The 24,151-nt window shown below is 64.1% G+C and carries 21 protein-coding genes; 4 read left to right on the forward strand and 17 right to left on the reverse strand.

Annotation, left to right across the window (positions count from 1 at the left end):
- Window positions 1-10: 10 nt before the first annotated feature.
- The 6 genes from BLT92_RS08290 to BLT92_RS08315 are packed head-to-tail and all read right to left on the reverse strand — an operon-like array spanning window position 11 to window position 7,782.
- Entirely contained in the window at window positions 11-793 is a 783-nt protein-coding gene (locus BLT92_RS08290) for a GntR family transcriptional regulator (protein WP_231939091.1), read from the reverse strand.
- Window positions 786-2,498 carry a dipeptide ABC transporter ATP-binding protein gene (locus tag BLT92_RS08295; protein ID WP_092104772.1) on the reverse strand — a complete coding sequence of 571 codons (1,713 nt, stop codon included), beginning with the start codon at window positions 2,496-2,498 and terminating at the stop codon, window positions 786-788. Before BLT92_RS08295 ends, BLT92_RS08290 begins: the two co-directional genes overlap by 8 nt.
- The gene (locus BLT92_RS08300; RefSeq protein WP_092104774.1) at window positions 2,498-4,303 is read right to left on the reverse strand and encodes a gamma-glutamyltransferase family protein; all 1,806 of its coding nucleotides are present in this window, start codon (window positions 4,301-4,303) and stop codon (window positions 2,498-2,500) included. Before BLT92_RS08300 ends, BLT92_RS08295 begins: the two co-directional genes overlap by 1 nt.
- Window position 4,304: 1 nt before the next feature.
- Window positions 4,305-5,219 carry an ABC transporter permease gene (locus tag BLT92_RS08305; protein WP_092104775.1) on the reverse strand — a complete coding sequence of 305 codons (915 nt, stop codon included), beginning with the start codon at window positions 5,217-5,219 and terminating at the stop codon, window positions 4,305-4,307.
- Window positions 5,216-6,172 (reverse strand): ABC transporter permease, encoded by a 957-nt coding sequence (locus tag BLT92_RS08310; protein ID WP_092104777.1) that lies wholly within the window; start codon window positions 6,170-6,172, stop codon window positions 5,216-5,218. Before BLT92_RS08310 ends, BLT92_RS08305 begins: the two co-directional genes overlap by 4 nt.
- A complete protein-coding gene (locus BLT92_RS08315; protein WP_231939092.1) occupies window positions 6,172-7,782 on the reverse strand; it encodes an ABC transporter substrate-binding protein in 1,611 nt (536 codons plus the stop codon). Before BLT92_RS08315 ends, BLT92_RS08310 begins: the two co-directional genes overlap by 1 nt.
- Before the next feature lie 220 nt (window positions 7,783-8,002).
- Between BLT92_RS08315 and BLT92_RS08320 the strand changes: the two genes are divergently transcribed.
- Window positions 8,003-8,698 (forward strand): YoaK family protein, encoded by a 696-nt coding sequence (locus BLT92_RS08320; RefSeq protein WP_092104781.1) that lies wholly within the window; start codon window positions 8,003-8,005, stop codon window positions 8,696-8,698.
- Between the two features lie 28 nt (window positions 8,699-8,726).
- On the opposite strand, the gene BLT92_RS08325 is transcribed toward BLT92_RS08320, so the two are convergent.
- From BLT92_RS08325 to BLT92_RS08335, 3 genes are all read right to left on the reverse strand, one after another.
- A complete protein-coding gene (locus tag BLT92_RS08325; protein WP_092104783.1) occupies window positions 8,727-9,794 on the reverse strand; it encodes an FUSC family protein in 1,068 nt (355 codons plus the stop codon).
- A gap of 122 nt (window positions 9,795-9,916) precedes the next feature.
- Complete coding sequence (locus BLT92_RS08330; RefSeq protein ID WP_157691393.1) at window positions 9,917-10,447, reverse strand: MarR family winged helix-turn-helix transcriptional regulator; 531 nt, start codon at window positions 10,445-10,447, stop codon at window positions 9,917-9,919.
- A gap of 283 nt (window positions 10,448-10,730) precedes the next feature.
- Entirely contained in the window at window positions 10,731-12,293 is a 1,563-nt protein-coding gene (locus BLT92_RS08335) for a M20/M25/M40 family metallo-hydrolase (protein WP_092108994.1), read from the reverse strand.
- A gap of 114 nt (window positions 12,294-12,407) precedes the next feature.
- Between BLT92_RS08335 and BLT92_RS08340 the strand changes: the two genes are divergently transcribed.
- From BLT92_RS08340 to BLT92_RS08350, 3 genes are all read left to right on the forward strand, one after another.
- The gene (locus tag BLT92_RS08340) at window positions 12,408-13,316 is read left to right on the forward strand and encodes a LysR family transcriptional regulator (RefSeq protein ID WP_092104787.1); all 909 of its coding nucleotides are present in this window, start codon (window positions 12,408-12,410) and stop codon (window positions 13,314-13,316) included.
- A 233-nt stretch (window positions 13,317-13,549) separates the two neighbouring features.
- The gene (locus BLT92_RS08345; RefSeq protein WP_092104789.1) at window positions 13,550-14,443 is read left to right on the forward strand and encodes an IclR family transcriptional regulator; all 894 of its coding nucleotides are present in this window, start codon (window positions 13,550-13,552) and stop codon (window positions 14,441-14,443) included.
- Complete coding sequence (locus tag BLT92_RS08350) at window positions 14,440-15,369, forward strand: PCC domain-containing protein (protein WP_092104790.1); 930 nt, start codon at window positions 14,440-14,442, stop codon at window positions 15,367-15,369. The genes BLT92_RS08345 and BLT92_RS08350 overlap by 4 nt, the downstream gene beginning before the upstream one ends.
- A gap of 41 nt (window positions 15,370-15,410) precedes the next feature.
- Here BLT92_RS08350 and BLT92_RS08355 read toward each other — a convergent pair whose 3' ends face one another.
- From BLT92_RS08355 to BLT92_RS08390, 8 genes are all read right to left on the reverse strand, one after another.
- Window positions 15,411-16,166, reverse strand: coding sequence for an MOSC domain-containing protein (locus tag BLT92_RS08355; protein ID WP_231939093.1), 756 nt, complete (start codon window positions 16,164-16,166; stop codon window positions 15,411-15,413).
- Window positions 16,167-16,168: 2 nt separating this feature from the next.
- A complete protein-coding gene (locus BLT92_RS08360; RefSeq protein WP_092104794.1) occupies window positions 16,169-16,936 on the reverse strand; it encodes an SDR family NAD(P)-dependent oxidoreductase in 768 nt (255 codons plus the stop codon).
- A 50-nt stretch (window positions 16,937-16,986) separates the two neighbouring features.
- Window positions 16,987-18,519 (reverse strand): TRAP transporter large permease, encoded by a 1,533-nt coding sequence (locus BLT92_RS08365; protein ID WP_092104796.1) that lies wholly within the window; start codon window positions 18,517-18,519, stop codon window positions 16,987-16,989.
- Window positions 18,516-19,094: a TRAP transporter small permease gene (locus BLT92_RS08370; RefSeq protein ID WP_092104798.1), complete on the reverse strand. Its 579-nt coding sequence runs from the start codon at window positions 19,092-19,094 to the stop codon at window positions 18,516-18,518. The genes BLT92_RS08365 and BLT92_RS08370 overlap by 4 nt, the downstream gene beginning before the upstream one ends.
- 1 nt (window position 19,095) lies before the next feature.
- Entirely contained in the window at window positions 19,096-20,148 is a 1,053-nt protein-coding gene (locus tag BLT92_RS08375; protein WP_231939094.1) for a DctP family TRAP transporter solute-binding subunit, read from the reverse strand.
- Between the two features lie 73 nt (window positions 20,149-20,221).
- Window positions 20,222-21,064 carry an SDR family NAD(P)-dependent oxidoreductase gene (locus BLT92_RS08380; RefSeq protein ID WP_092104800.1) on the reverse strand — a complete coding sequence of 281 codons (843 nt, stop codon included), beginning with the start codon at window positions 21,062-21,064 and terminating at the stop codon, window positions 20,222-20,224.
- Complete coding sequence (locus BLT92_RS08385) at window positions 21,061-22,734, reverse strand: AMP-binding protein (protein ID WP_092104802.1); 1,674 nt, start codon at window positions 22,732-22,734, stop codon at window positions 21,061-21,063. Before BLT92_RS08385 ends, BLT92_RS08380 begins: the two co-directional genes overlap by 4 nt.
- Window positions 22,734-23,897: a thiolase domain-containing protein gene (locus tag BLT92_RS08390; protein ID WP_092104804.1), complete on the reverse strand. Its 1,164-nt coding sequence runs from the start codon at window positions 23,895-23,897 to the stop codon at window positions 22,734-22,736. The genes BLT92_RS08385 and BLT92_RS08390 overlap by 1 nt, the downstream gene beginning before the upstream one ends.
- Window positions 23,898-24,151 lie beyond the last annotated feature (254 nt).

Genomic DNA, 24,151 nt, shown 5'->3' on the forward strand with positions numbered 1-24,151 from the left:
TATTGAGCCGTTAGGCCGGCCTGTCGGCCATCATGGCAAAGTACGAATCTCGGCTGCGACGGACGTGCTGTCCCATCACCTCGGCGGCCTTCGTCTCCTGCCCGGCATCGATGGCTGCGATGATGTCGCGGTGTTCGGGCCACGCCTGCGGTCCTCGGCGTGTGACGTTGAGGGAGTAGAGCCATTCGATCTTGCCCGAGATCTGGCGCAGGAGGCTGACGAAGGAGAGGCTGCCGCTGAGTTCGGCGACTGCGAAATGGAAGCGCATGTTGAGCACCGCGAGATCTTCGTAGCGTTCCTGCCCGATGACGATGTCACCGGCGGCGAGGATCTCGTTGATCTCCTTGCGAATCATCCGCCAACGCTCGTCCGGGGCCTCACCGTTGCTCTGCTGCGCTGCGCGCTTCGCGGCTCTTTTGGCGGTCGCGGATTCCAGGACGATGCGAATCTCGAACAGATCCTCAGCGTCCTCGATCGGTGACGGGGCGACCATGCTGCCGCTGTAGGGCCGCGACTCGACGAGCCCCTCGGCTTCAAGGGACCGAAGCGCCTCGCGAATCGGGATGCGTGAGACCTCATACTGCTTTGCCAAGGCCGCCTCGCGAAGCTTGCCGCCAGGAGGATGCACACCCGTGATGATGTCATGGCGGATCTTCGCGCCGACGTTGACGCTGCTCGACGTCGAGTGGGCGGATGACGATTTGGAAGCCCCGGCCACCGAGTGCGCACCGGGCGTCGCGGCAGCATTCGACGGCGAAGAGGCGTCAGACGGCGAGGAATCGGGGTCAGGCATTGAGCAGACCAGCCCCCGGCACGGCGGCCAGCAGCTTCTGTGTGTACTCCGCTGCCGGACGGTCGATGACGTCTCTCGTTGCGCCGGCCTCGACGACTTCTCCGCTCTTCATCACAACCACATCGTCTGCCAAGTTCGCGACAACTGCAAGATCGTGCGTAATGAACAGACAGCTCACACCCAGTCCCGACTGCAATTGGCGCAGCAACTCGAGGATCTGCTCCTGCACCAGAACGTCAAGTGCCGACACCGCCTCATCGCAGATGAGCAGTTCGGGTTCGCTGATCAGCGCCCGGGCGATCGCTATCCGCTGGCGCTGCCCGCCCGAGAGGTCGGCCGGTCGGCGTTCGAGCATTGAGGCAGGCAGAGCCACCTGATCGAGCACCTCGGCGACCTTCTTCTTCCGCTCGGCCTGCGAGCCGATCTTGAACACATCGAGAGGTTCACGGATGATCCGCTCGATGCCCCACATCGGGTTCAGCGATGAGAACGGGTCTTGGAACACCGGCTGGCTAAAGCGGCGCAGAATGCTGCGCTCGACTTTGGAAGTGGCGTCGACGTTGCGACCCCCGGCCAGAACCTCGCCGCTGCTGGACTTCTCCAGACCGAGCACGATCTTCGCGATCGTCGACTTACCCGACCCGGACTCGCCGATGATCGCAGTCGTCTGCCCACGCTTGGCGGTAAAGCTCACGCCGTTGAGTGCGTGGACCTCTTTGCCGCGGCCGCGCAGCTTGTAGACCTTGTGCAGGTCGTTGACTTCAAGCACATTCGCCGAGGTGGTCCCGTCCTGACCATCACCAGAGCCGGTCCGCGCAGCAGCCGTCGCCGACGCTGCAGCAACCGTCGCCGGCGCTGCCGTCGCCGGCGCTGCCGCCGTCGGGTTCGCCTCCCGCTCGACCACAATGCTGGGTGCGGCCTTGACCAGGGCCTTCGTGTACTCGTCCTGAGGGTTCCCGAGCACCTGCTGCGGAGTCCCGCGTTCGACGACGCGGCCTTCGTTCATGACGAGGATGGTGTCCGTCCGCTCCCCCGCGACGCCGAGGTCGTGAGTGACGAAGAGCAGCGAGGTTCCTCTTTCGGTGACGAGTTTCTGCAGATGATCGAGGATCTGCTTCTGCACCGTCACGTCGAGAGCTGAGGTCGGCTCGTCGGCGATGATGAGATCGGGTTCGCCGGACAGTGCGATCGCGATGAGGATCCTCTGCCGCATACCACCTGAGAATTCGTGCGGATAGGACCGTCGCCGGTTCTCCGCGTCGGGGATCCCCGCTTCCGTCATCAGCCGCACCACATTGCGGGTCACCTCGGCGGAATTCGACGTTCCGTATGTCCGCAGCGCGTCGGCGATCTGATCGCCCACGCGCATGCTCGGGTTGAGGCTGGCCATGGGGTCCTGCGGCACCAGGGCAATCGAACGGCCGCGCAGCGCCTGCAGGCGCAGTGGATCTGCCGACACGAGGTTCTCGCCGCGGTACTCCACGGATCCGGAGCTGACATGGCCTGCCCCGGGCAGGAGCCCGAGGATCGCACTGATGGTCGTTGACTTACCCGATCCCGACTGGCCGACCAGCGCCAATCGCTCCCCCGGCGCCAGAGTGAATCCCACATCGTGGAGGACTGGGGTCTCGTAGGAGACCTCGAGACCGGAGACTTCGAGGACGAATTCGGACGGTTCCCCACCGCCGGTGGTCACAGTAGTCATCATCTGCCTGCCGCGTACCCCTGAGCACCACGCGGGTTCGCCCCCGCAGTGACACGTCCGGAGCCAGGATCGCGGGTCACGCAGGAGAGCCTGCCCAGTTCCCAGTCGCCGGCCTTGGTCACCACGTGACCGCGGCTGATGAGTCCGTTGATGACGTCCTCGCCGAGGCGATCCTCGACGACCGCTCCACCCGGTACCCAGGTGCGCGGCCAGAACGATCCCGCCAGTGCAGTGGTGTGCAGGGCAGGTGCGTCGATCGCCTGCTGGGGTGCGTAGCCGCCGATGAGCATGCGCAGGATCAGCAGCAGCTGCCACTGTTCCTGCTGGTCTCCGCCGGGTGAACCGAGGGCGATGATCGGCTGGCCGTCTTTGGAGATCAAGGTCGGGGTCAGCGTGGTCCGCGGACGCTTGCCAGGGGTCAGTGCTGAAGGTGCGCTGTCATCAAGCCACATCATCTGCAGGCGAGTGCCCAGGCAGAAGCCGAGCTCCGGGACGACAGGGGAGGACTGCAGCCACCCGCCGGAGGGGGTGGCGGAGATGATGTTGCCCCACCGGTCGACGACGTCGATGTGGCAGGTGTCGCCGTTGTTGACGCCGTTCTTCTGCACGGTCGGTTCGCCGATGCCCGCCTTGGCCATGGCTTCTTTGTCCGCGCCCTCGAGCACGAGAGGCGGGGTGAAGGTCGGGGCAGTTCCTTCGCGGTTGGGTCCGGGACGGAACTCAAGAGAGGCCTCGTCGGTGATGAGGACCCGGCGGCTGGCAGCATAGTCCTCGCCCAGCAGCCAGTCGAGGTCGATCTCGGCATCGCCGTAGTAGGTGTCGCGGTCGGCCATCGCGAGCTTGAGGGCCTCGAGGATCGTGTGGGCACCGATTTCGGTCGAGGGATCGAGGTGTTCGTCGTCGAAGCCGTCGAGGATCTTCAACGTCTGCAGCAGCACAGGGCCTTGGCCCCAGGCTCCGATCTTCGCAATCGAGTAACCACGGAAGTCGATCGTCACCGGGGTCTCGAAGTGGGCGTCGAATCCGGCGAAGTCCGCGGTCGTCATCACACCCGCGTGGTCACCGCCGGTCGAATGCCGGTGCGGGGTGGAGGTGAGCTTCGCAACCGCCTCGGCGACGAACCCGGACTTCCATTCCTGACGTGCCGCAGCGACCTTCGCCGCACGACCTTCCACGCCTTCACCTGCGGCGATGAGCTTCTTAAGTACTTCAGCGTAGGGACGATTAAAGATCAGGTCGCCGGCCGCCGGGATCTTTCCCTCGGGCATCCATTGGGCGGCAGACGTCGGCCAGTGTTCGGTGAAGAGTTCCTGCACGCGTTCGATGGTGCCCACGACCCGGGCCAGGACGGGATGACCGTGTTCGGCGTAGTCGATGGCGAAGTCGAGGACCTCGGCGAGTTCCCAGGTGCCGTGGTGTTCGAGCAGGTTGAGCCAGGCGTCGACGGCTCCGGGGACTGCAGCCGCGAGTGCTCCGGCGCCCGGGACCATGTCGAGGCCTTCGCTGCGGTAGTGGGCGATGGTTGCGGCCTCCGGTGCCGGGCCCTGACCCATCATGATCTGCGGGTTCGCGGGATCCTCGGCGGTGGCGAAGACTCCGGTCATGTCACCGCCGGGGCCGTTGAGATGAGGTTCGACGACGTGGAGAAGGAAGGCTCCGGCTGCAGCCGCGTCGAAGGCGTTGCCGCCGCGTTCGAGCACGGCCTGCGAGGCGGCCGTCGCCAACCAGTGGGTGGAGGCGGCCATGCCGAAGTGGCCTTCCAGGGTGGGCCGGGTGGTGAAGGCAGCGGGTGGGGTGAACGTCATGTCAGTGTCCCTTCTTCGAGTTGGGGTCGAGGGCGTCGCGCAGGGCGTCCCCGAAGAGGTTGAAGGCCAAGCAGATGAACAGGATCGCAAGACCGGGGAATAGAGCCGTCGACGGCGCACGGAAAATGTACTGCTGCGCGTCGGAGAGCATAATGCCCAGGCTGGGAGAGGGCGGCTGTATGCCCAGGCCGAGGAAAGAGAGAATCGATTCTCCGATCACTGCGGTGGGAATGATGACGGTGGCCTGCACGATGATCGCCGAGGCGATGTTGGGCAGGATATGCATGCCCAGAATACGTGTCTTCGAGGCGTCGGTGGCGATGGCGGCCTTGACGAAGTCCGCCGACTTCAGCCGCATCGTCTCGCCTCTGACAACTCGGATCATCGTGGGCACTTGGGAGATTCCCAAGGCTATCGCGGCATTGGCCAGGCTGGGCCCGGAGATGGTTGCGAGGCCTACGGCGATGATGAGGAACGGAAACGCCAGGGTGACGTCGGTGAGCCGGGAGATGATCGCGTCAAGACCTCTGAAGTATCCGGCAATCAGTCCCAGTGGTGTTCCGACGACCACGGCCAGCGCAACAGCCAGGAGTCCGACCTGTAAGGAGGCGCGGACGCCGAAGGCCAGACGGGAGAGGATGTCACGACCTAGGTCGTCGGTGCCGAAGACATAGCCGATTGTGCCCGGAACTTGGAACGGCGCTTGGAAGTTCGTCTGCGCGAATCCATAAGGGGCGATGAGAGGTGCGAAGACTCCGATGAGCACGACGACGGCGACCATGACGGAGCCGATGAGTCCCAGCGGGTTGGAAAGGATTGAGCGCAGCAGCCACCAGGCGCGGTTGTTCGAAGTTTGGAACTCGGGGTCAAGGCCCTGGGTCTTCTTATCGGTGTTGGTGACGATGGGTGTGGTCATGAGGCATCCTCGCTGACGCGGATCTGTGGGTTGATGACCGAATAGAGGATGTCGACGGCCAGGTTGATGAGAATGTAGGAGGCCGTGATGACGAGGACGACCGCTTGGATGACTGGATAATCGCGGGAGAAGACGGCATCGAGAGTGAGCTTGCCGAGCCCCGGCAGAGCAAAGATCTTCTCTGTGACCACTGCCCCGGAGATCAGTCCGCCCAATTGCAGTCCGATGATCGTGACGAGGACGATGAGCGAGTTGCGCAGTCCGTAGCGGAAGAGCACCCGCGGTCTCGACAGTCCCTTGGCCCGTGCCATGCGCACGTAGTCGGTGCCCATACTCTCGATCATCGAAGCTCTGGTCTGGCGGGTGATGACTGCGGCGAGGCTGGTGCCCAGTATCACCGCGGGCAGGGTGAGGTAGTAGATGCCGCGGATCGGGTCGGAGAGAACGTCGACGTACCCCGAGGCGGGGAACCAGCCAAGGGCCACGGCCAATCCCATGATCGCTAAGAGCCCGAGCCAGAAATTCGGAACCGAGAGCCCGAGGAGGGCGATGAAGTTGCTGCCGAACTCGGGCCATTTTCCGCGGAAGCGCTCTGCGATCATGCCCAGTGCGATGCCGACGATGACGGCAACAACGATTGCGTAGAGCGAGAGCCAGAGGGTCACCGGGAGGGTGGTGGCGATCATTTCGGTCACGGCCAGGCCGGTTCGCGTGGATTCGCCGAGGTCGCCGGTGACGATGTCGCCGATGAACTTGAAGAACTGGACGAGCAGCGGCTGGTCGAGTCCGAGGTCGGCACGGATCGCGCCCAGGCGTTCGGGTGTTGCCTCCTCACCTGCCATTGCCAGGGCCGGGTCGCCGGGAAGCATGCGGACACCGAAGAAGATGACGATGCCGGAGAGCACGAACGTAATGATCGCGTGGAATATCTTGGTGAGCACGAACCGAGTCATCACTGACCTTCCTTCGCCAGGAATCCGGCTTCTGAAAGATGGACGACGCCATCGGAGAACACGTCGATGCCGGACACATCATCGGTGAAGGCCGTGAGGTTCTTCTGTCGATAGAGATAGATGATCGAGTTGAGCTCGCCGGTCCGTTGGGATGCCTGCCCATAGAGCTTCTTACGGTCATCCATGTCAGTGGCTTCGCTGGCGCGAGTGAGCAGATCGCTGAGCTTGTCGTCGTCGACTCCCGTGACGTTGTTGCCTGCTCCGGGGTAGTGGAAGGTGTAGAGGTTGCCGTGGGGATCGACACGACCCGACCAGCCCAGCTGCAGCAATTCGTAGTCGCCGCGGTCCTGGGAATCGAGCAGTGCGGTGTATTCCATCGGCTGGATCGAGATCTCGAAGCCTGCTTCCTTGGTGGCGGCCTGCACTGCCTGAGCAAACCGCAGCGTGTCCTGCGTGTTCGAGACCTTCATATTCACCTTGAGCGGAAGTTCGACTCCGGCGTCTTCGAGGAGCTTCTTGGCACCTTCTGGGTCGTAGTCGACACACTCATTGCTCGCCTCGGTGGCGAAGGGACTGTCGGGGGCAATGCCCGAACATGCTGGTGAGAACCAGCCGTTGAAGACCGTATTGACCAGCGCCTTGCGGTTGATGGCCATCGACAGTGCCTCACGCACTGTGGGGTCCTGACCTAGCGGTGTCTCATAGTTCTCCGGATTGTCGCCGAACCCCATGTTCACGGTCAGACCCTGATATCCCAGAGAATTCGACTGCAGGAGCCCGATTCCGGATTCCTCTTTGAGGGCGTCGACATCCTGCGGTGAGATGGTGTCTGCGACCTGCACATCGCCCGAGCGGATGTTCGCTGCGCGAATGTTTGCATCCGACATGATCTGGTAGGTGATCGAGTCGAGGTGAACCTTGTCAGCGTCATAGTAGTTGGGGTCCTTGACGACCTTGATCGAGGTCTGCGCGATGCGCTTCTCGAACTTGAACGGCCCCACGCACACCGGGTGATCGCCGAAGTCCTCACCCCTCTCATCCAGGGCAGTCGGGGACATGATCATTCCGGCGCGATCGGCAAGTGCCGCAGTGAATGGCGCGAATGGTTCATCGAAGGTGACTTCGAGGGTGTGGTCGTCGACGGCGCTCACGTCGTTGATCGGACCGAGTTCGGCGGAACGGGAGGACTCTTCGAGGTTGAGGCCGCGTTCGATGGTCGTCTTGACCGCCTCGGCGTCGAAGTCGGTTCCGTCTGCGAATTTCACTCCGTCTTTGACCGGGATCCGCACAGTCTTTCCGTCCTCGGAGATTTTGGGCAGTGCGGTCGCGAGCATCGGTGTGATCTCACCGTTGGCATCAATGTCGTAGAGCTTCTGACACATCGTCTGCATCACGTAGCGGGTGTAGAGGGAGGACGACGTCGTCGGGTCGAGACGGTCCGGCTCGGACGACAGCGCCATGACGAGGTTCCCGCCCTCTTTGAACTCCCCAGCGTCAGCATCGACCGACTTCACATCGGGCCGTTCGGGTGGTTCTCCGAGCGGCTGGACCGGAATGCACCCAGCCAGTAGGACGACGCTGGTGAGCACCGCCATTATCCGTTTTTTCACGCGCACTCCCATGTGAGCATCAATCTCAGCAGCTGAGCGAATCAGAGCATCAGCTTTGGTGTTTGCATACAATCTAATTGTTAATTAACGTTTTGTATACAACTGTGGAGAAGTTCCCGAATTCTGGGATCGCTCACGACTTCTGCCGGTGAGAGCGGGGCGCATCGGTTGATGCGCACCCGCTCACCGGACGGAAGCCTCGTGATCGGAAAGGACCGCAATGACACGTCGACTCGATCTGGCCATGCTGCTCGTGCTGACATTCTCGACCGGAATGGTCGACGCGATCGGCTACCTGGGCTTCGACAAGGTCTTCACCGGAAACATGACGGGAAACGTCGTCATCCTCGGCATGGGCCTGGCCGGCGCCGAGGACACTCCGGTCCTGCGCCCGGCACTGGCGCTCGTGTTCTTCATGGTGGGCGCGGCCCTGGGCGGGCGCGTCCTCGGCCGCATCGGCGAGGACTGGCACGTGCGCACCACGATCATCTATGCCGGCGTGGCCGTCGGCTGTGCGGGTCTGGCCGTCTACGTCGCACTCATTCCCGAGCCCGAGGTGGGGCTGGCCGGAACGATCTTCACCTCGGTGCTCTCGGCCCTCATGGGCGCGCAGGCGGCAGCGGCCCGGCGGATGAAGATCGCCGACGTCACCACCGTCGTCGTCACCTCGACCATCGTCGGTTTGGCGTCTGATTCGCGGTTGGCCGGTGGCGACAGTGTGCGCTGGGTCCGCCGTGCGCTCGCCGTGCTCCTCATCCTCATCGGCGCCATCGCCGGCGCCGCGACGCTGTTGATCAATCAGTGGATCGGCATCGCCATCGTCGCGGCGGCCATCGCCGTCGTGACCATCATCGGCCACCGGGGCTCCCGGAAGCGGGCCCTCGCCGAGGCGGCCGCCTCCCCCGTGCACGCCTGATTCCTCCCGCGCACGCTTGCAGCCTCCGTTAGCCTGCAGGCTCAGTTCGCTTGCAGGCGCAGTTCGCCTGTACCAGCGCCATCTCGCGTTCGCGCGCACGCTGCTTGCGGGTGGTGAGAAGGATGACGAAGAAGGCGATGACCGCACCGATCGTCGTCTCAAGGGCGCGATCAGCAATGAGGATTCCGGTGGGCCCGGGTGCGAGGAACTCGGTCATCATCAGCGCCACCGGCGTCATGAATACGAGCGCGATGCTGTAGTGGCTGATGACGAAGACCTCACCGGCGAACTGCAGGGCAGCGATCAGGAACGCGAGTCCCAGTGGGGGCCACTGAAAGGTGAACAGGGCAGCAGTGAGCAGGACGCCGGCGTAGGTGCCGATGATGCGGTAGACGGCGCGGACCAGGCCGCCTGAAGCGCCGATCGCAGAGATGGGCGCAGCGGCCGCGACCATGGCCCAATAGTGATGCCCCAGACCAGACGCGACTCCGATGGAACCGGCCAACCCGAGCGCGACGACATAGCGGCCGGACTGGGCGAAGATCCGCGACCAGTGCGGGAGAGGCGATTCGGTCAGCTGACGGTCGGGTTCTGTCCGTCGGGCCCAGAGCCTGCCGACGAATCCGAGAATGAGGGCGACACCCACGCTGGCGACTCCGGTCAGAGCGGCATCCCAGAGGCGTCCGTCGAAGGGCACGGAGGCGGTGGCCATGAAGGCGAAGATGTAGAAGAGCGGCCCGGCGGGACGCAGCCGGAGAACATCGGCGACGATCGACAGAACCCCTGCGATGAGTGTGCCGATGCCCACCAGCGCCCAGCCGTTGGTTCCGAGACCGCCGCAGATGACGCCGCCGACGATACTCAGGCTCATGAGGATGCCCGCGAAGGTCTGGTGCTTCAGCCGCAGCCAGTGAGGTTCGACGCGGCCGAAGACACCGGTGAGAGCGCCGAAGACCGCGAAGACGGTGAGATCGGTTCGGCCCATGAAGACGAGCGCGACGAGTGGGATGCCGATGCCCGCCGCGACCCTCAGCGCAGGCGTGCGGTGTCCACGCGGTGAGGGGATGCGGAAGAAGTCGCGGGCATAGGTCTTCACAGTTTTCGGGTGCCTCCTGGGCTGGGGTGCAAGTGATGGTGGGTAGCGGCGTCGGTGCCTGATGTTCGATGCTGTCGATCGTGCTGGGCGCTGACGAGCTCGGCAGTCAGCCGTCCCGCTGTCTAGCTGTCTGCTGTGTCTGCTTCGATGATGAGCAGGAGCTCGCGCAGACTGGTCGAAAGCTGATCCTTGGCCGCAGGATCGATGTCGGCCAGAAGTCGGTCTTCGAAGCTGAGGACGGACTCGAGGATCGGGCGCAACAGCTCCCACGCCTCGGCGGTCAGCTGCACGAGCGAGCCTCTGCCGTCTGCCGGGTCCGGAACCCGGGAGACGAGGCCCGCGCTGGCGAGGCACCTGAGGCGCTTGGTCACGCCGGCGCCGGAGATGATCAGTTCCGTCGACACTCGCGTCGGTGACAGCGTGCCACCGTGCCGGGCAAGCAGGGAGATGACGTCGAACTCAGCTCGGGAGATGTCTTGGGCGGCGAGCACTGCATCGCTTCGAGACTGAACGATCTGCGCAATGCGAGCGATCCGCCCCATGACGGCCACCATCGAAGTGTCGAGTCCTGGGAAGATCGTCTCCCACTGTCCACGAACCTCATCGATGTAATCGGCCCGTTCGCCCGGAGGATACTCGCGTCCAGTACTCATGGCGCGACTCATCCCATCTCGATCCGACCGAAGTCGACAGCGTCCAACGCTCATGCCGACAGACATATACTTTACCAGTTAAGTACTTTGCGACTCCCTGTTCCCCCATGAAACTCATCACGCTCCAACTGGGCCCACCTCGGTCCTACCAACGAAAAACGGGTTGAACGTCGAGAAACTTACGTGGAAACCCGCGACTCGAAACGGGTCCCGTTTTTCGGCGAATTGCACTCCACAGCCTGCACGAATCAGTTCACGCCGAGCTCCTTGAAGGCCGTGATGATCAGTTTCTCCCTGGTGAGGTCTCCTTCGAGGTGAACCAGTCGTCCGGATTCTGCCTCAGGTCCCAGAACATTCCGGCCATGATCTCGGCCCCCTGCTCGAGGATCGAATACAACGCGTGCTCGTCGGGTGCGTGTTGATTGCATCCGGGGTAGGAATGCGGCACCCACACTGTCGGCAGGCCCAGTACCTCGGCGAAGACGTCGTTGGGAATGGTTCCGCCCAGGTTCGGTTCGATCGCGGCCTCGAGGCCGGTCGTTGTCCTGATCGACTCCGCGGCCGCGGCGACGACGCGGGCGTTCGGGTCCAGTCGCGTCGCCGGCATGCAGTGCTCGAAGACGACGTCGACCCCGTGGATGCCCTGAGCCTCCAGGTGGGTTCGCACCGTGTTCTCGAAGTCGTCGATGTCGGTGCCGACGACGAAGCGCAGCTGCATGTGCGCCTCGGCCGCACCCGGGATCGCGTTGACCACCTGGTCCGGGTTCCCGGCCTTGAGGGCGAGGACCTCGATGACATTGAAGGCGAAGACCTTCTCCGCCGAGGTGAACCCGGGCTCTCCCCAGTCAGGATCGACCTCGGGTGACCCCTCTTCGACCACATCGGGCAGCTTCGCGACGGCTGTGAGCACCGAGGCGGGCGGGTCCTCAGGACGCAGCGCGGGGATCCGGATGACCCCGTTGCCGTCGACGAGACAGTTGATGGCGGAGGCGAGGACGGTGGCACAGTTGCGCAGCTTCCCACCCCAGTTTCCCGAGTGGTGGTCACCCTCGCGGTCATGGACGACGAGCCTGAAGTTCAGTGCCCCGCGCGAGCCGAGGAAGAGCGTCGGGTGCTCCGCGGCGATTCGGGGCCCGTCGGAGGCGAGGAAGAGATCGGCGGCGAGTGCGGCCCGGTGATCGGCGGCGAAGGATTTGAGACCCAGAGACCCGGCCTCCTCAGCGGTCTCCATGAGGATCTTCACGTTGTATCCCAGTCCACCGTCACCCGTGCCAGCGCCAGCGCCCGTGCCGGTGTCGAGTGACTCGAGCACGGTCTTGAGAGCCAGCGAGTTCACGGTGTGCTGCCCCTTGTTGTCGGCACTGCCGCGCCCGTAGAGCCGGTCGCCGTCACGAGTGAGCACCCACGGGTCGAGCCCGTCTGCCCATTGCGAGTCGTGAGCGAACTGCACATCGCCGTGACCGTAGAGGAGGACCGTGGGCAGGCTGGGATCTTCGATGCGTGAGGCGATGAGCAGCGGATGCTCATCGGACTCAGGGTTGTCGTGGATCGTCGTGGCGAAGGCCAGTGCTGTCAGCTCCGGGACGATCTCCTCGGCGAGGTAGGCGTGTGCGGCTGCGCCGTTGCCGGCTGCCTGACTTTCGGTGCGGCGGGCGACTCGGGCCGCCAGCAGCTCGAAGAAGTCCTCACTGCGGACGAACTCTCCGGCGCGTCGGGTGACGGCGGCACGGTCTGCGGTACGCGCCTCGGTGGATGACTCGGCTGGTGTGACGTCGGTTGATGCGTGGGATGGTGCGATGTCTGTCGGTGCCGCCTCGTCGCGGTCGGTGCTGTGGTCTGAGGTCATGTATGCAGACTGGCCGAAAACTGCTCGGATGGAAAGACAGATCTGTCCGGAATCCAGTGCGAATCGCACATGGCAAGTGTGCATGTCATGCACCACTCCGCTTAAAATGATCGCATGCCCGACCTGCGCAGCCTCAATACACTGCTGGCATTGGTCGAATACGGGTCGATTCATCTCGCCGCACGCGCGCTGTTCGTCTCCCATTCGACTGCCAGCCGACAGATCAAAACACTCGAAGACCATTACGGTACGACACTCTTCGAACGCTCGGCGACCGGAGTGATGCCCACCGGTCCGGGCCTGGCTGTCGCTGACTTCGCACGACGGATGATGGCCGAGTCCGAGCTGCTCACCGATTCGTTCGGCACCTACTCCCAAGCGGTGGAGACCATCACCATCGTCACAAGCACAGGACTGGGTCAGACCGTCGTCGCCGATGCCATCAATCAGGTTATGACCACCACTGATCAGGTGCAGGTCTCGGTCATCGACCGCGCCTCCCTCGAGGCTCTGCAGGTGCTGAAGAACCGGGAGGCGGATCTGTGCGTCAATTTCTCCGTATCCGATCAGAATATTGACTCGATTCCCGGCGTCAGGCAGATCGACCAGGTTCGGGCCCGGAATTTTGCGGTCCTCGACAAGAAGCATCCGCTGGCCCGGCGGTCCAGTCTCCACATCCGTGATCTGATCGACTACCCGATCGCCACACTGTCCGCCGGCAACACGGCCAGGATGAGGATCGAACAGGCCGTTCGCGCTCAGGGGCAGGTGTTCTCGCCGACGATCGAAGCCACCTGTCCCGTTCTCACGATGCGAGCCGTGTCGGGCACGACGATGATCGCGATGATGGCCGAGCGGACGATTCCGGACAACCTCTCCCATTCGGGATGCACCGCCGTGGAACTCGAGGACCCGGGACTCGATGCCCGCTACATTCAGATCCTCGCAGCCGATCCGCAGCGGGAGTCAGAAGGTCTCGGCCTGATGATCCAGGCCCTGCGCAGGCGACTGGCACCGAGGTAGATCGCCACAGGAGAGCCTATGCAACACGTTTTCTTGCAACTTCTGTGCCCATGCTGCTTGCAGAACCGGTGAAATGTGGAGCCACGAACCAGTGAAATGTGGAACGATCAGCTGGTGAAATATCGGTTCACTGGATGCTGGGATAGGGATCATCGCGACGTTCGCACCCGTCACCGGTCCACATCATGGATTCACCTCCTGCCCTTCACCGGCAACGGCCGATAATCGTCAGCATGGGCAATGAAGCGCAGACACATGATCTCGATCGGATGAAGATGCGCGGGCGGATCATGCGCCGGTCCGCATCGTTCAACGTCGCTCACGCCGTCGACGACCAGGGCCCGGGCACCGGAGCCCAAAGCATCCAACGCGCCCTGTCGCTGCTAGGTCTTGTCGGCATCATCGGCAGTGAGAAACCGAACGGCGCGCTCCTGGGTGAGATCGTGGCCATCAGCGGACGCCCCAAGGCCAGCGTGCATCGTATGCTCAATGCCCTCATCACCATGGGATACGTCGAACGGTGCGAGGACGGCGGGTACCGCCTCGGCGTGCAGTCGCAGATTCTGGGTCAGCTGGCGCAGAAGTCCGCCGAGCCCGCCCTTGAAGAGTCCGAGTCGAGTCTGCTCAGGCTCGCCGAGCTCACCCAGGACACCGCGTTCCTCACGCTGCGCACCGGCAGCTACTCGATCTGCGCCCGCCGTGAAGACGGCTTCGGTCCGATCTTCAACAATGCCCTGGCCGTCGGTGATCGCCACCCCTTGGGCATCGGCGCCGGAAGTCTTGCGATCATGACTCAGTTCACCGACGCCGAGGTGGACGCCTGCTTCGACGCCAACGCTCGAATTCTCGCCGAACGCTACCCCGAGGTGTCCGTTCCCGACCTCAAGGACATCATCCGCCGAGGCCGTCACGACGGTTTCGTCCACAACCCCGGCCTGTTCGCTCAGGGTTCCTGGGCGATCGGGGTCCCGGTGAGAATCACGGGCAGACAACCGCGGGCGGCACTGTCGATCGCCAGCATCGAGGAGCGGATGACCGGAGCCCGCGTGTTCGAACTCGCCACCCTGCTCCAGCACGAAGCACGCCAGATCGCCGAGGCCGTGACCAGCTTGGAGGGCCAACCATGAGCAACGCTGCGCAACCACACGAGACCACCAGTGAACACGATGCTCCTAGCTACCGCCTCGGCGAGCCCGGTGACATCGTCATCCATGCCGGGCCCCGGCAGAGTCCGAGAATCGTCTCGGTGCCGACCCGTCATAGCGAACATCTCGTCGATCTCGCCGCCGGCGATGATCTCTTCGACTCCGTGACCGGCCTCCTTGAATCGCTCGACGTTCAGGGACTCATGGTGGAGTTCGTCGATGGAGAGTTCGGTCGGATCGACTATGTCTACCCTGCCTATGGGCCCGACGCCGAGCACCCCATGTCCTTCACGTCCGAATTCCACCGCGAGGATCCGGCGACGCTGAATCACGCCTCGGCGACGGTGGGCTCGAGGGACGGTGCTGCCTTCTGCCATATCCACGCCTCCTGGATCACCGAGGAGGGCGTGACCAGGGGCGGTCACCTGCTGCCCGGCACCCGTGTCGGCCCGACGGGCATGCGCCTGCGTGCCTTCGCTCTCACTGATGCGCAGCAGCTCAGCGAGACCGACCCGGAAACCGGGTTCTCGGCATTCGCACCGGTGTCGGCACCGACTGGTCCTCCGACAGAGGAGCCGGCCGACGCGGTCATCTCCCGCGTGCGTCCCGGCGAACTCATCGACGAGGCGATCGCGTCCGTCTGTCGTGAGGCAGGATTCGATTCCGCCGAGGTGCGGGCCAGCCTCGGCAGCACCACCGGTGCCGTGTTCACAGACGCGACAGCACCATGGCCGGCGGTCGAGTTCACGCACCTGACAGGGTCGATCAAGGGCGCTCTGGGTGAGGATCCACGGGTGCGATTCGAAGCGGAGGTCGTCGATGTCGCCGGAGACGTCCACGCCGGAGTGCTCGCTGCCCGGGCGAACCCGGTGGCGGTGACCTTCGAACTCTTCGTTCTCCAGGCTTAGGCAGGCTGACAGGGGTAGGCGTAGACCGCCCCGCATCTCCCTCAACCCTGCGCCCCACCCACCACCTGCGCATAGACACCGAAGAACGGCTCTCCCTTGTCATTGCCACCGCGGTACTCGGCCAGGGTCTTCAAGACCCTCGGGCCCCGCTCCCCGGTGACGGGATCGAGGTCGATGACCGCACAGCGCGGAATCGCCTCCCCGATCCGCACCCGAACCCCGCCCAGCAGCATCTCCCGCCCGGCCCAGGTCTCCTCTATATAGGGGGTATCGGTATCGACTAGGGCAGTCGCCCGGAACCTCGCCGCCTCGGCAAGCAGATCGGGGTGCCCGACTTGCTCCCCGAGATCGCGGATTGAGGCCGTGGTCACGAGCGTGACCGGCTGGCCGTAGACGACGTCTCCACGCGGAACCTTCGCCAGGCGCACCGGTTCGCCCAACCAGGATGACAGCAGTGCATCATGCGATCCTCGGGTCAGTTCGGCTTCGACCTGCCTACCCCAGTAATCGCAGGTCAGCGTCTCGCCGGAGGCCTCCGGCGCGGCACAGACACTCCGCTCGTCGGGCAGCGTCACCTCCAGCTCGGCACCATGGAACTGGGCGAGGATGCCGACAAGTGAGGGGTTCTGCACGGTCCGCAGCACCCGCTGTTTGTCGATGTCGACGAGGCAGTACCGACGGTCGCCCACCGGCCCCCACTCGTCGAACTCGGCATCCGACTGCGCCAAATGCCGTGTCCCCTTGATCGGAGTGAACCCGACGCTGCGGACAGCAAGCTCGGCCGAAGGCTGACTCACAGTCACGACATCACGGCCCCACCGTCGATGCGCAGGATCTGTCCTGTCGTGAATGCCGCACCATCGCTGGCGAGGTAGGCGACCGCCTCGGCGATCTCAGCCGGTGTGCCCATGCGATCCAGAGCCTGATTCGAGGTGTCGTAGGCCTGACCTGCGGTCAGCGCGGACTCGACCGGGCCAGGTGCCACCGAGTTGCAGCGGATTCCCTGCCGCCCGTACTCCTTGGCCACCCACTTCGTCAGTGCGATGATCCCGCCCTTGCTCGCCGCATACGCCGGCCCTGACCTGGCCCCTGCCTCACCATCGGACACTGCACCACCATTGATCCCCGAGATCGAAGAGATGTTGACGATCGACCCCGTCCCGGCATGAAGCATGTGCGGGTGCACTGCGGCCTTGATGAAGTTGAACGTCCCGCCGAGGTTGGTGTCCAAGTCACGCTGCCACTGCTCGGCCGTAATCTCATCGATTCCGACTCGGGCGGCGGTACCGGCATTGTTGACGAGGATGTCAATCGCACCGGAGGCCTCCACGAAGGAGGCCACAGCAGCGGTAACCGCCTCGGCGTCGCGGACATCGAGTTCGTACCCCGTGAAGGTCTGCTCAGGGAACTGCTGGGACAGACTGGCCGCGGCCACCTCGGCGCCCTGGAGGTCGACGATCCCGACCGATGCTCCACGCTTAGCCAGGGCGGTGGCGATGGCCAAGCCGATACCCTGAGCTGCCCCTGTGACCAGGGCAGACTTGTTCGTCAGCAGATTGGGTTCCATGATTCTCCTTCGAAGGGTGTGAAAGACAGGCGGTGGCGGGTTACCCGGACTTAACCGACGCCGAGGAGGTCGGGCAGCCAGTTCGAGATCGCGGGAATGTAGGTGATGAGAAGCAGGGCGATGATCGCGGCAATGAGGAAGGGCATGACTCCGCGGATGACCTCCTCGATCCTGATCTTGCCGATGCCGGCTCCGACGTAGAGGTTGAGTCCCACCGGTGGGGTGAACAGGCCGATGGCGAGGTTGACGGTCATGAACACACCGATCGTGGTCATGTCCACGCCGACTCCCAACAGGATCGGTACGAGGATCGGAATGAACAGGTAGAAGGCGCTGATCGCGTCGACGAAGGCGCCGACGATGAGCAGGATGATCGTGATCACCGCGAGGATGACGAACTTGTTGTCCGTAACTCCCAGCACCGCCGTCGACACGGTCTCGGCGATGCCCTCGACGGTGATGACGTAGGAGAAGAGGCTGGCCACGCCGACGATGAACATGATGACCGCCGTCGAGACTCCCGATTCTAAGAACACCTTCGGCAGGTCGGGCAATTTCAGTTCGCGGTAGACGAAGAAACCCACCAACAGGGCGAACACCGACGCCACGGCACCGGCTTCGGTGGGGGTGAAGATGCCGCCATAGATGCCGCCGAGGATGATGACGGGAATGAGCAGGCCGGGAATGGCCTTGACCAGGGCGGCGAGGAATTCGCCGAAGCTGCCCTCGGTAGTCGCTCCCGTGCCGGTGACTCCGCCCGTGCCGATCCCGGAGCCGGTCTCCGAAACGGGCGTTCCAGCCTTGCCGGTTTTCAGCAGTCGAGTCTTCGTCGCACCGGTACCCGCTGTCGCCGACGAAGCAGCCGAGGCCGTAGCGGTCGAGTCCGAGGTCACGACCGCCTCGGCGCCGGAGGTGGTGCTGGGCTCGGTGCCTGCGGCCAGCAGTCCCCGGCCCGATTTCACGGGCAGGCCGGCGAGTTCGCGGACGCGGGGGACGAAAAGTGCGGCGATGAAGAACGCCACGGCCATGATGATGCCGGGCACGATACCGGCGATGAACAATCGGGTGATCGAGATCGATCCGAACTCCGAGGCGACGACGGCGAAGATGATGAACGCGATCGACGGCGGAACAACAATACCCATCGACCCCGAGGCCGCGACGAGGGAGACCGCGTGCTTCTTCTGATACCCATTGCGCACCAGCGCGGGAATGAGGATCGCACCGATCGCGGCCACCGTGGCCGGTCCCGATCCGGAGATCGCGGAGAAGAAGAACGCGGAGATGATCGTCACCGCCGCCAGGCCGTGGCTGAAGCGTCCGAAGACTAAGAACGCGAGATCGACGAGGCGCTGGGAGATGCCCGTGTACTGCATGACGATGCCAGCGAGGATGAAGAACGGAATCGCCAACAGCGTGCCCGAACTCATCGAGGGAAACATCACCGAGGGCACCACATCCAGGACCTGGAACCCATCGGTGGTGATGAGGACGGTGACGGCGGCCAGTCCGAGGGAGAACGCCACCGGGATACCCAGGGCGAGGAAGAGGAAGAAGCTTCCGAACAGCAGCAGCGTGATCATTTGCGGCCTCCCTCACGGTCGGTGGTGCCAGTCGAATGGGCGTGCCCGCTCAGTTCCGAGTCGTCGATGACCGGGGCGGCTTCCTGCGCCATGCGCTGCGCGATCGCCTCGGCGGAGGTGTCCTCGTGAAGCGATGCGCGCGCGGCCTGCAGCGTACGGACGATTCCGAGCAGGCCGGCCAGCGGAATGGAGAGCGTGAACAGCCACTGCGGGATGCCCAGCGACGGAGTCGCCCGGCCGCGGATGGCCTGGTTGATCATCATCTCGGTGCCCCAGATGAGGAGGACGGCGAGGAAGATGATCATCAGAGTGGTGCCGATGATGATCAGAGCCCGTCGCGCCCTCGGTTTCACGTTCTCCACCAGGTAGGTGAAGCCCAGATGCGCGCCGAGGCGGATGCCGACGACCGCGCCCATCATCGTGAGCACGACGAGGAGGTTGATCGTGATCTCCTCACTGAAGGCCAGGGAGGCTTGGAACGTGTAGCGGGAGACGACGTTGACGAAGGTGACGGCGACGATGACCATGAACGAGGCGACGACGACCCAGTCTTCGAACCATTTGACGATTTTCATCTCAGAGCCCTTCCGGAATGAACGCTTCGGACATGTCCTTGCCCCAGACCTCGCGGTATTCGGCGTACAGCGGCTTCAGTTCCTCACGGAACTCCTTCTTCTCCGAATCCGTGAGTCTGTTGACCTCCATGCCGCTGTCCTCGAGCTCGGCGATCAGCTCCTTCTCCCGGTCGCGGTTCTCCTTGATCTGGAACTCGTTGGTGTCCTCGGCCAGACGACTCACGAGCTCCTGGTCCTCGGCGTCGAGGGACTCGAAGAGCTTCTCGTTGACGCCGAAGACCAGCGGGTCGTAGGAGTAGTTCCACAGGGTCAGATAGGGCTGGACCTCTTGCAGGTTGGCGGAGTGGATGACGTCGATCGGGTTCTCCTGACCGTCGATGGCACCCTGCTGCAGCGCGGTGAAGACCTCGCCGAAGGGCATCGTCGTCGGATTCGAGCCCAGTGCCCGATAGAGGTCGGTGTAGAGACCGAAGCCGGGGATGCGGAATTTGAGCCCATGCAGGTCATCCGGGGTGTGGATCGGATGATGGGAGTTCGTGAGCTGACGCATCCCCGATTCGCCGAAGCCCAGGAGGTGGACGCCGTGCTCGGACAGATAGTCGGCGTAGACGTCTCCGCCGGGGCCAGCCAGTGCTTCCTGTCCCTCTTCGACGGTGTCGAAGATGAAAGGAGCGGTGACCGCGCCGAAGCGTGGGTCAACGGCCGAGTAGATGATCGGCGAGTTGTAGGAGAAGTCCTTCGCCCCGTCCATGAGCTGTTCGACACCCGCGGTGGCCTCACCGGCGGAGAGACGTTCGTTGCCGAAGACCTTGAGGGTGATGCGGCCGTTCGTCTCCTCTTCGAGGCTCTTGGCGAACCTCTCGGCGGCCAAGTACCAGGTGCTCGTCGAGCCTGTCGTGACGGTCATCTTCCACCGGTACTTCTGCTTCCCGTCGTCGGTCGTGCCGAAGTTCGTTCCGCACCCGCTGACCAGCAGGACGAGTGTGACCAGCACGGCGCACCAACCGAGCATGGTCCTCTTCGTCGGTGTTGTCGGCACCTTTGCCTCCATCATTGAGTTGTTCCTGTCTGTGTTGCTGTCGTGTCAGATCGTGGGGCCCTTCTCAGGTCCCAGCATGGTGGACGAGCTAGGTTCCGGCGTTGTGCACGAGTCCACCGTCGACGGGGATGAGCGTGGAGTTGATGTAGCTCGAATCGTCCGAGGCGAGGAACACCGCGAGCTTGGCGATATCCTCGGGCTGGCCCATCCGTCCCGTCGGGGAGAGTGCGTGCCTGGCGGAGAGCATGTCCTCGATCGAGTCATAGTGGCCGCTGATCGAGTTGTGGATCAGCGGTGTCTCGATGAGGCCGGGAGCGATCGAGTTCGCGCGGATACCCTCGGCCGCGTGCTGAGCCCCGACGACCTTCGTGAGTTCGATGAGTCCGGCCTTCGACGACGCATAGGCGGGGTAGTCGTAACCCATGTAGCGCATTCCACCCACCGAGGAGACCGTGATGATCGACCCGCCACCGGCGCGGCGCATGTACGGCAGCGCCTGCTTCATCGCCGCGAATGCCCCGGTGAGGTTGATGTCGAGAGCTTTCGCGAAGGCTGCAGTCTCGAGTGAGTCGAGTCCCCCGTTGACGACGATGCCGACGTTGTAGTGCAGCACCGTGGGATCGCCCAGGGTGGTCGCGCAGTGGTCGAAGGCTGCGGACAGGGAGTCCTCGTCACCGACATCGGCGACGACCGTGGTCACCCGTGAGTCCAGTTCAGCGTCAGGATCGGCCTCGCCGAGGTTGTCCGACGTCGCGTGCGCGGACCCGAGCGCAGCACGCGCATGCTCGAGGGCGGCCGAGTCCCGGTCGACGATGCACACCTTCGCCCCGGCGGCCAAGAACGCCTTCGCTGCGGCGAAGCCGTTGTTGACCTGCCCGTCAGGGGTGCCGCAGCCGATGGCCATGATGGTCTTGCCGGTCAGATCGCTCATCGTGCGCTCCCCCGTCCTTGAGAGTATTCGGTTTTGAGTTCCTTGCGGGCGAGTTTCCCGTAGGCGGTGACGGGCATCGTCTCGACGAAGTGGATCTCCTTGGGCACCTTGTAAGGGGCCAGCGTGGACTTGCACAGAGCGCGCAGCCGCTCGGCCGCATCTGCATCGGTGACCGTCGGCTCGATGATCGCGATTCCGATCTCTCCCCACTGCGGATCGGGCACGCCGACGACAACGGCCTGGGCCACCTCGGCGTCGGTGAGAAGGAGTTCCTCGATCTCACGCGGATACACGTTGGACCCGCCGGAGATGTACATATCGGATTTTCGGCCGGTGAGGAACAGGAAGCCGCGCTCGTCGAGGTAGCCCACGTCGCCGGTGTGGAAGACCCCGTGGGCAAAGGATTCGGCGTTGGCGTCGGCGCGGCCCAGGTACCCGGCGCAGACGGTGGGCCCGCCCACACAGACCTCACCCTGCTCACCTGCCGGCAGCTCGGCACCGGTCTCGTCGAGGATGACGATGTCGACGCCGGTGCGGGCACGACCGCAGGTGCCGATGCCGGCGGAGTCGACGGGGATCTGACCGTGCTCCTCGGGGCGCAAGACCGTGATCGCACCGGTCACCTCGGCGAGGCCGAAGTACTGCACCAGGCAGGGCCCGAGGCGTTCCAACGCTTGGGACTGGTCGGCCGCGAGCATTGGGGCACCCGCGTAGACGATTCGATTGAGGCTATGATCGGTGGGCCCACGGTCAGCAGGAAATCCTGCGACGATGCGGTTGAGGATAGTGGGCACGGTGAAGGCGTTCGTGATCGTATAGCCGTCGATCGAGTCCCACAGAGTGGCCGGATCGGCCTTGCCACCAGGGTGGATGATCGAAGGAGTGCCGCCGAAGACCTGCGCGAGCATATGGATCCCCGCCCCGTGCGAGAGCGGTGCGAGCACGAGCGAGGCCCCGTTCTCGTCCTCGGTGGGGAAGAGATCGCAGCGATGATTCATCAGGACCGCGCCGAGGTGGCGGTGCGTGAACGTCGCCGCCTTGGGTTTGCCCGTGGACCCTGAGGTGAAGAAGTACCAGCAGGGGTCATCCTCCTCGACCTCGAAGTCCCCGGCTGTCTCGTCTGCGCTCGAGCGGACCACTTCCCGTCGAGCGGACCCTTTATAGCCTGTCCCCTCGACGCCAAGTGGTCCGCTCGATGCGGATGGTCCAGCAGGCAGCTCCCCGATCCACAGCACGGCTCCTGTGAAGCCCGTCTGCTTCAGGGCCTCGACGAAGTCAGCGTGGGCTCGGTCGACGATGATCGCGGCGGGGGCGACATCGGCGCTGATGCTCAGCAGCTCTTCGGTCGACAGTGCGGCATTCGGTGGGGCGATGACCGCTCCGGCACGGATGATGCCCCAGAAGGATTGGACCACCTCGGCGTGGTTGGCCGAGACGAGGAGGACACTGTCGCGCCTGCCCACACCACTGGCCTGGAGCGTGCGGGCCAGAGCCTCGGCGCGGTCGTCTAGGTCCTTCCAGGTCCAGCGCACCGAGTGGTCGTCGTCAATGACAGCGGTGTGGTCCGGGATCCGGCGTGCCGTCTGGGTGAGGAAGCGGGAGACGTTGACCCCGCGCCGAGGTGTCGGTGTGAAGTCCTTGGCCGGTGAGGTTTGGGAGATGGCCCGCATCAGTGCGCGCGCTCGAGGATTGAGGCGAAGTTGGACACGGCGGCTCCGCCCATGTTGAAGACCCCGGCCAGTTCCGGATCCTGGATTTGGATGCCTGGTGAGCGACCCGTGAGCTGGGCGGCGGCGAGCGCGTGCATGGAGACGCCGGTGGCGCCGATTGGGTGGCCCTTGGCCTTGAGTCCGCCCGAGGGGTTGACCGGCAGTGCACCGCCGACGGCGGTGGTGCCCTCGGTCAGGAGACGGTGGCCTTGGCCGGGTTCGGCGAGCCCGAAGGCCTCGTATTCGAGGAGTTCGGCAATGGTGAAGCAGTCGTGGGTCTCAAGCAGGTCGAGGTCGAAAATGTCGATTCCTGCTGCCTCGAGCGCCTGTGCCATGGCTCGGCGAGCGCCGGCCATCTCCAGGGGGTCGCGCTGGGACAGGGGAAGGACGTCGTTGGCGTTGCCCATGCCGCGCCAGGTCACCGCCTGTGGGGCCGAGGCTGCAACATCCTCGGCGGCCATGACCATGCCGACGGCCCCGTCGGAGACCATCGAGCAGTCGGTGCGGCGCAGTGGTTCGGCCACGTAGGGGTTCTTCTCCGAGACCGCGTTGCAGAAGTCGAAGCCGAGGTCCTTCTGCATGTGGGCCAGCGGATTCTGGGAGCCGTTGGCGTGGTTCTTCGCGGCAATCCTGGCGAGTGTCTCCGAATGGTCGCCGTAGCGGTCGAAGTACTGGCGGGCGATCTCGCCGAAGACTCCGGCGAAGGATTTGTAGTGTTCTTCCTCTTCCCGGTAACTGGCACTGAGCAGGACCTCGTTGACGTCGTGGCCCGATGCCTGGGTCATGCGCTCGGCGCCGATGACCAGCGCGGTCTTGTGCCGGCCGGCAGCGATGGAGTCATGGGCGGAAAAGACAGCGGTGGAGCCCGTGGCGCAGGCGTTCTCGTGCCGATGAGCCGGGGTGAGGGCGAGCTCGGGGAACACGACTCCGGGAAGTGCCGCCTCGAATCCCTGCTTCGACAGACCGTTGTTGTAGACGCCGACATGGATGACGTCGATGTCGGCCGGCTCGAGGCCCGCATCGGCGATGGCATCGCGCGCGACATCGGCCATCATTTCAGGAAGCGGCGATTCGGAACGTCCGAACTTTCCGTGGGACCAACCGATGATCGCAGGCTTGGGCATGGACACTCCTTTGGATCCGCCACCGAGGTGGGACAGTCGACAGTAACTCCTGCTGTCATACTTTCGTCAGTCCCAGTTATTGGTCAATACGAATCCACCATATGGAACGAGGAGTGTCTCACCCAGGCGGCACCACCCCCAAGAAACAGAGGGAGTACAAACCGCCACGTCGAAACCACGCCGCTGCGTCGGGGCTCCGGTGCACGCCCGTGTGTGTCGACGCAGCGGCGTGGTCTCGGTGAGAGCGAAGTAGC

It is taken from the genome of Brevibacterium picturae (assembly GCF_900105045.1).
In the GTDB taxonomy this organism is placed as follows: Bacteria; Actinomycetota; Actinomycetes; order Actinomycetales; family Brevibacteriaceae; genus Brevibacterium; species Brevibacterium picturae.

Bases quoted from the DNA above. Each gene is read 5' to 3' on its own strand.
- BLT92_RS08290 (WP_231939091.1), bottom strand. From the start codon at position 793: ATGCCTGACCCCGATTCCTCGCCGTCTGACGCCTCTTCGCCGTCGAAT.
- BLT92_RS08295 (WP_092104772.1), bottom strand. From the start codon at position 2,498: ATGACTACTGTGACCACCGGCGGTGGGGAACCGTCCGAATTCGTCCTC.
- BLT92_RS08300 (WP_092104774.1), bottom strand. From the start codon at position 4,303: ATGACGTTCACCCCACCCGCTGCCTTCACCACCCGGCCCACCCTGGAA.
- BLT92_RS08305 (WP_092104775.1), bottom strand. From the start codon at position 5,219: ATGACCACACCCATCGTCACCAACACCGATAAGAAGACCCAGGGCCTT.
- BLT92_RS08310 (WP_092104777.1), bottom strand. From the start codon at position 6,172: ATGACTCGGTTCGTGCTCACCAAGATATTCCACGCGATCATTACGTTC.
- BLT92_RS08320 (WP_092104781.1), top strand. From the start codon at position 8,003: ATGACACGTCGACTCGATCTGGCCATGCTGCTCGTGCTGACATTCTCG.
- BLT92_RS08330 (WP_157691393.1), bottom strand. From the start codon at position 10,447: ATGAGTACTGGACGCGAGTATCCTCCGGGCGAACGGGCCGATTACATC.
- BLT92_RS08335 (WP_092108994.1), bottom strand. From the start codon at position 12,293: ATGACCTCAGACCACAGCACCGACCGCGACGAGGCGGCACCGACAGAC.
- BLT92_RS08340 (WP_092104787.1), top strand. From the start codon at position 12,408: ATGCCCGACCTGCGCAGCCTCAATACACTGCTGGCATTGGTCGAATAC.
- BLT92_RS08345 (WP_092104789.1), top strand. From the start codon at position 13,550: ATGGGCAATGAAGCGCAGACACATGATCTCGATCGGATGAAGATGCGC.
- BLT92_RS08350 (WP_092104790.1), top strand. From the start codon at position 14,440: ATGAGCAACGCTGCGCAACCACACGAGACCACCAGTGAACACGATGCT.
- BLT92_RS08360 (WP_092104794.1), bottom strand. From the start codon at position 16,936: ATGGAACCCAATCTGCTGACGAACAAGTCTGCCCTGGTCACAGGGGCA.
- BLT92_RS08365 (WP_092104796.1), bottom strand. From the start codon at position 18,519: ATGATCACGCTGCTGCTGTTCGGAAGCTTCTTCCTCTTCCTCGCCCTG.
- BLT92_RS08370 (WP_092104798.1), bottom strand. From the start codon at position 19,094: ATGAAAATCGTCAAATGGTTCGAAGACTGGGTCGTCGTCGCCTCGTTC.
- BLT92_RS08375 (WP_231939094.1), bottom strand. From the start codon at position 20,148: ATGATGGAGGCAAAGGTGCCGACAACACCGACGAAGAGGACCATGCTC.
- BLT92_RS08380 (WP_092104800.1), bottom strand. From the start codon at position 21,064: ATGAGCGATCTGACCGGCAAGACCATCATGGCCATCGGCTGCGGCACC.
- BLT92_RS08385 (WP_092104802.1), bottom strand. From the start codon at position 22,734: ATGCGGGCCATCTCCCAAACCTCACCGGCCAAGGACTTCACACCGACA.
- BLT92_RS08390 (WP_092104804.1), bottom strand. From the start codon at position 23,897: ATGCCCAAGCCTGCGATCATCGGTTGGTCCCACGGAAAGTTCGGACGT.